At 66.4% G+C, this 6499-nt stretch carries 7 protein-coding genes; all 7 read left to right on the top strand.

Annotation, left to right across the window (positions count from 1 at the left end; all coding sequences use genetic code 11):
- The coding region (locus tag JOZ76_RS03655; protein WP_291697264.1) for a phosphoenolpyruvate hydrolase family protein at positions 1 to 337 on the top strand (337 nt) is incomplete at its 5' end.
- Positions 338 to 352: 15 nt separating this feature from the next.
- A complete protein-coding gene (locus JOZ76_RS03650; RefSeq protein ID WP_291697263.1) occupies positions 353 to 3226 on the top strand; it encodes a flotillin family protein in 2874 nt (957 codons plus the stop codon).
- Between the two features lie 9 nt (positions 3227 to 3235).
- Positions 3236 to 3673 carry an SRPBCC family protein gene (locus JOZ76_RS03645; protein WP_291697262.1) on the top strand — a complete coding sequence of 146 codons (438 nt, stop codon included), beginning with the start codon at positions 3236 to 3238 and terminating at the stop codon, positions 3671 to 3673.
- 2 nt (positions 3674 to 3675) lie between these two features.
- A complete protein-coding gene (locus tag JOZ76_RS03640; RefSeq protein WP_291697261.1) occupies positions 3676 to 4119 on the top strand; it encodes an SRPBCC family protein in 444 nt (147 codons plus the stop codon).
- 154 nt (positions 4120 to 4273) lie between these two features.
- Positions 4274 to 5092, top strand: a complete 819-nt coding sequence (locus JOZ76_RS03635) for an FAD binding domain-containing protein (protein WP_291697260.1) — start codon at positions 4274 to 4276, stop codon at positions 5090 to 5092.
- A gap of 7 nt (positions 5093 to 5099) precedes the next feature.
- Complete coding sequence (locus JOZ76_RS03630; protein ID WP_291697259.1) at positions 5100 to 5579, top strand: (2Fe-2S)-binding protein; 480 nt, start codon at positions 5100 to 5102, stop codon at positions 5577 to 5579.
- 12 nt (positions 5580 to 5591) lie between these two features.
- Positions 5592 to 6499 (top strand): xanthine dehydrogenase family protein molybdopterin-binding subunit (locus JOZ76_RS03625; protein ID WP_291697258.1); only part of this gene is annotated, 908 nt, incomplete at its 3' end.

Raw genomic sequence — 6499 nt, 5'->3', positions numbered from 1 at the left:
CACGGCGATGGCGATCGCGGGCGCCGACATCATCGTCTGCCATCTCGGCCTCACCACGGGAGGCTCGATCGGCGCGCAGACCGCGCCAAAACTCCAGGAGTGTCCGCAGATGATCGACATCTGGGCGGCGGCGGCGCTGAGCGTCAACCCGGACATTCTCGTGCTCGCCCATGGCGGCCCGATCGCGGAGCCGGCCGACGCGGACTTCATCATGCAGCACACCAGCAACTGCCATGGTTTTTACGGCGCGTCCTCGATGGAACGGCTTCCGGTGGAGCGCGCGCTGACCGAGCAGGTTCGAAAATTCAAGTCGATCGGCGCGCGACAGCGCGCATGATCAGAGGAGGTTGACATGTCAGGGGTTCTGATTGGCGAGTTGATCCTTTGGCTGATCGTCGCGATCGTCGCGATCGTGATCGGCGTCTACATCGTGAACTGGCTCTACCACCGCTCCTCCAAGGAAGTGTCCTTCGTGCGCACCGGCTTCCTCGGCGAGCGGGTCGTGATCAACGGCGGCGCCTTCGTGCTGCCCTTCATCCACGACTACACCCCGGTCAACATGAACGTGCTGCCGATGGGCATCGTGCGCGCGAGGCAGGACGCGGTGATCACGCGCGACCGTATGCGCGTCGACATCGAGGCCGATTTCTATGTCCGGGTGCAGCCGACACGGGAGGCCGTGTCGATCGCAGCCGCAACGCTTGGACGCCGCACCCTGGAGCCCGAGCAACTCCACGCGCTACTGTCGGGCAAGTTCGTCTCGGCGCTCCGTTCGGTGGCGGCGGAAATGACCATGGAGCAGATGCACGAGCAGCGCGGCGACTATGTCGTCAGGGTCAAGGCGGCCGCCACCGAAGCGCTGGCCCAGAACGGTCTCGAACTGGAATCTGTCGCAATCACCGACCTCGACCAGACCGACCTCGAATTTTTCAACCCGTCGAACCGGTTCGATGCCGAAGGTCTCACCCGGCTGATGGAGGACATCGAGGCCAAGCGCAAGCTGCGCAACGACATCGAGCAGGACTCGATGATCAAGATCCGCACGCGAAACCTCGATGCCGAGCGGCAGGCCCTGGAGATCGAGCGCGAAAGCGAGACCGCGCGACTGGAGCAGGAGCGCGACATCGAAATGCGCCGGGCGCTGCAACGCACCGAAGTGGCGCGCGAGCGCGCGCTGCGCGAGACCGAGGCCGAGCAGGCGCAGATTACCGCCCGCGAGGCGATCGAGAAGGCGCGGATCGCCAACGAGCAGGCGATCGCCGCGGCACGGATCGCCTCGGAGCGGGAGATCCGGCAGACCGAGATCGAGCGGACCCGCGCGGTCGAGGAACGCGAGCTGCTGGCGCGCGAGGAGATCGAGAAGGCCAGGATCGCCAACCAGCGCGCCATCGACACTGCGCGCATCGCCAGCGAGCGCGAGGTGCGCCAGCGCGACATCGAGCGCACGCGCACGGTCGAGGAGGCCGAGATCTTGGCCCGCGAGGCGGTGGAGAAGGCGCGCATCCAGCAGGACCGCACCGTGACCGACGCGCGCATCGCCAACGAGGAGGAGACGCGACGGCGCGAGATCGAGCGGACGCGCGCGGTCGAACAGGCCGAGATCGCAGCCCGGGAAGCGACCGAGACGGCCCGCATCGCCCAGACCACGACAGTCAATGCGGAGCGGATCGCCTCCGACGAGCGCACCCGCGCGTTGGAGATCGCGCAGGTCCGTACCATCCAGGAGGCGGAGATCGCGGCACAGAAGGCCGTCGAAGCCGCGCGGATCGCGCGCGAGCAGGCGCTGTCGGCCGAGCGCATCAGCGCCGACCACGCCACCCGCCGCCTGGAGATCGAGCGCAACCAGGCGATCGAGATCGCCGGCATCACCGCGCGCGAGGCGACCGAGGCGAGCCGCATCGCCCAGGAGGAGCGCGTCCGCGCACTCGAAATCGCTCGGCATCGTACCGTGGAGGAGGCCGACATCACCTCGCGAGAAGCGATCGAAGCCGCCCGCATCGCCCAGGAGCAGGCGGTCGCGGAAAAGCGCATCCGCGCCGACAAGGAGACGCGCGGGCTGGAGATCGACCGCACCGAGGCGATCGAGGCGGCCGAATTGCGCCGGCGTGAGGCCGTCGAGCGGCGCCGGATCGAGGTCGATCTCGCGCTGGAGGCCGAGCGGATCGCTTCGTCGAGAACCCGCGAGGTGCTCAACATCGACCAGAAGAAGGCGATCGAACTCGCCGACGAGACGCGCGTCATCGAGCTCGCTGCAAAACGCTCCGAGCGGATCGATGCCGACCGGCAGGTCAAAGAAGCGGAGATCACGGCGCGCAAGCTGGTCGAGACCGCCGATGTCACGCGCGAGCAGACGCTGGAGGCCGCGCGGCTGGCGCGGCGCCGCGCCATCGAGCAGCTCGAGGTCGGGCGGGTGCAGGCGCTGCAGGAGGCCGAGATCGCCTCGCGCGAGGAGGTCGAGCGCGCCCGCATCGCCTCCGACCGCGGCCTCGACGAGGCCCGCATCGGCCGCGAGCGCGACCTGCGCAAGCTCGAGGTCAATCGCGAGAAGGAGGTCGAGACGGCGCTCTTGGACAAGGCGATCACCCTCTACGAAAAATCGCTGGAGGAGTCCGCGGCCAAGGTCGCGGCGGAAGAGGCGAGGGTGCGCGCGACCGAGGCGGCCGAGCGCGTCGTCACCGCGCGCGAGAGCGAGATCGCGCGCCGGCGCAAGACCGTTGAGGTGCTCATTGCCGAGAAGCAGGCCGAGGAGACCCGTATCGCGGCGGAGGCCGAGCGCGTCCGCGCCGCCGTCGAGGCCGAGGCGCAGCGGCTGCTCAACGAGGCGGAGAACGTGCTGACCGACCAGGCGCGCTACTCGCTGTTCCGCAGAAAACTGCTCGACCGTATCGAGGGCATTGTGCGCGAGAGCGTCAAGCCAATGGAGAAGATCGAGGGCATCCGCATCCTTCAGGTCGATGGCCTCAACGGCAACGGCGGCGGGCTCAATGGCGGGCGCAGCGCAACCGACGAAGTGATCGACTCGGCGCTGCGCTACCGGGTGCAGGCGCCGCTGATCGATTCCATCCTCTCCGACATCGGCGTCGAAGGCGGCAGTCTCGCCAAGATGCCCGGCCTCATCCGGGAGGCCCGCGACATGCAGGGCATCAAGGATTCCGCGCGCAAGGATCGCGAGGCCAAATCCGAGCCGCCGCAAGGCGGCGGTGACGGATCGAAGAAGAAGGGCTGAGATCAGATCATGGCCAGGGTCTATGTCTCGACTGTCGTCAACGCGCGCAACGATCGGGTGTGGCAGCGCGTGCGCGATTTCAACGGCCTGCCGAACTGGCATCCGGCGATCGCGGAGAGCCGGATCGAGGGCGGTGAGCCGGCGGACAAGATCGGCTGCGTACGCGATTTCCGGCTGCGCAACGGCGAGCGGTTCCGCGAAAAATTGCTGGGACTGTCCGACTACGACATGTTCTGCACCTATTCGATCCTGGAATCGCCGATGGGGGTCGAGAACTACGTCGCGACGTTGCGGCTGACCCCGGTGACCGACGGCGATCACACCTTTGTCGAATGGACGGCCGAGTTCGATTGCGCACCCGAACGCGAGGGCGAACTCGTCACCAATATCGGTGGCGGCGTGTTCCAGGGCGGTTTTGATGCCCTCAAGCGCGCTTTCGGAGGATAGCGGTGCCGCATATCGTGAGGAGCACGATCATCGATGCACCGACCATGACGGTGTGGAACGTGCTGCGCGATTTCAATGGTCACGACCACTGGCATCCAGCCGTCGCCACCTCGACCATCGAGCGCGCGCAAGCTTCCGACAAGATCGGCTGCGTCCGCCGCTTTCGTCTCAAGGATGGCTCGGAGCTGCGCGAGCAGCTGCTGGCGCTGTCCGATCTCGAACAGACGTTTAGCTATTACCTGCTCGATACGCCGATCCCGATGTTCAATTACGTCGCCCATGTCCGGCTGTTGCCGGTGACCGACGGCGACCGCACGTTTTGGCATTGGGAATCTCGTTTCACGACAAAGCCGCAGGATGCCGTCGCACTGACGAAGATGGTAGCGGACGACATCTATCAGGCCGGCTTCGAGGCGATCCGAAAACATCTGAAGGAGGCTGCATGACGAGGCGATCGCATGCCGTCGTGCCGCGTTTCACCGTCATGCTGCGCGCAGGCGGGGCATCCAGTAGCCACCGGTGTTTACTGGATCCCCGCTTTCGCGGGGAGGACGACCTCTTGCCGGGCCTGGACCGTTCTGTCACGGCGGAGGCGCGATCATGCCTGTCACGGTGAAGACTTTTGCAACCGCGGCGGAGGCGGCGACCGCGCTGTCGGCTGACCGCGCCGCGCGCTATCTCGGTGGGGGCACGCTGGTCATGCGCGCGCTCAACGAAGGCGATATATCGATTTCGACGGTCGTTCGCGCCACCGACCGCGCGCTGAACCGGATCGATGTGTCCAGCGCACGCGTCGTGATCGGGGCCGGCGTGACCTTCGCCCGCATCCTGGCCGAGCGTGAGCTCGCATTTCTCCATGCGCCGGCGCGCGCGATCGGCGGCCCCGCGGTGCGCAACATGGGCACGGTCGGTGGCAATCTGTTCGCGCAAAATCCGTTCGGCGATTTCACCGTCGCGCTGCTGGCGCTGGATGCGATCGTGTCCGTGCAGGGCGGCCTCGGCGCACGCGACATTCCGATCGAGGAGTTTTTGCAATCGCGCGACCGGCAGAGCGGGGCGCTGGTGCTCGCGATTTCGTGCCAGCGGCCGTCCTCGGCCGATGCATTCCGCTATCGCAAGGTGGCGAGGATCAGGCCGAAGGGCGGTTCGGTCATCACGCTGGCGGCGAATCTGGCGGCCAGCAGCGGCCGCATCACTGGCGCGCGGATCGCGCTGGGCTCGATGGGACCGGCGCCGATGCGCGCCAGGGCGGCCGAGCGCGCCCTTGAGGGACGCGCACTCGATGCCGCGTCGATCGCTGCTGCGGCCGCGGTCGCGGCCGAGGGCGCTTCGCCCTCCGACACCGCGATCGCCAGCGCCTGGTATCGCCGCGAGGTAATCGGCGTGCATCTGCGACGGCTGCTTTCGGGTCAGGAGTAACGGCATTATGGCCAAGACGCCCCTGCAGTTCCGGCACAATGGCAGAGATGTCGCGCTGTTCGTTGATGGCGGCACCAATCTCCTCGTCGTGTTGCGGGAAATGATTGGTGACATGACGCCAAAATTCGGCTGCGGGCAGGGCGGCTGCGGCGCCTGCACCGTGCTGATCGATGGCGAGGCGCATCTCTCCTGCCTGACCCTGGCCGAGACGGTCGGTGGTCGCCACATCGAGACACTCGACGGCATCAAGGACGGGCCGAACCTGCATCCGCTGCAGCGCGCCTTCGCCGAGCACTTTGCGGCCCAGTGCGGCTACTGCACGCCGGGCATGCTGATGGCGGCAAAAGCGCTGCTTGATCGCAATCCGCAGCCGAGCCGGGATGAAGTGGTCGAGGCGATCTCCGGCAACATCTGCCGCTGCACCGGTTACGAGCCGATCATCAACGCCGTGCTCGCCGCGGCTACGGGGCTGCGCGCCCGCGCCTAGAGGACGACAACCATGCTGGAACTGCGCAAGGAAATTTTTGCCGACGAGCGTGATGACAACCTGAAGGAAGTTGGCAAGGGCACGCAGCGGCAGGACATGCTCGGGCACGTCACGGGGACGTCGACCTATTTCGACGACCACAAGCTGCAGGGCCTGCTGCATCTGAAGGTGCTGCGCTCGGCGCACGCCCATGCGCGGCTGCGCCGCATCGATACATCGGAAGCGGAGCGCTCGGAGGGCGTCCGCCGCATCATCCGCGGCGCTGACGTGCCGCGCAATCTCAACACGCTGCTCAGCCTGATCAACTTTGGTAAGGACGATGAGCCCTCGCTGGCCGTCGACAAGGTGCGCTACAAGGGCGAGCCGATCGTCGCTGTCGTCGCCGAAACACCGCGCGCGGCGCATGAGGCGATGGCGAAAATTCGTGTCGATTACGAGCCGCTGCCGACCGTGTTCGATGTCGAAGACGCGCTGAAGCCCGGCGCGCCCGTGGTCAACGAGATTTATCCAAAAAACACCTTCACCTATCACGAGGTCTACGATCACCAAAAACTGCGCTTCGGCGATGTCGAGCGCGGGCTTGCGGACGCCGATCACGTGCTCGAACAGCGCTACCAGATGTCGCCGATCGAGCATGCGCCGACCGAGACCAATGGCGCGATCGCAGCCCCGGACACCAACGGCCGTTATGTCGTCTACACCTCGACGCAGGCGCTGTTCTTCTCGGTCGACACTTGCGCAAAAATTCTCGATGTGCCGTCCAACACCTTTCATTTCATCGGCGGCACGGTCGGCGGCGGATTCGGCGGTAAGGTCGATACTCTGACCGAGCCGCTCGCGATTCTCGGCGCGATGCTCACCGGGCGGCCGGTGCGCTACGTCTTCGGCCGCGAGGAGGAGATGCTGTTCGGTCCGCCGCG

The sequence above is a fragment of the Bradyrhizobium sp. genome, assembly GCF_019244115.1.
Lineage (GTDB): Bacteria > Pseudomonadota > Alphaproteobacteria > Rhizobiales > Xanthobacteraceae > Bradyrhizobium.
This window is presented reverse-complemented; position numbering and strand designations above follow the sequence as displayed.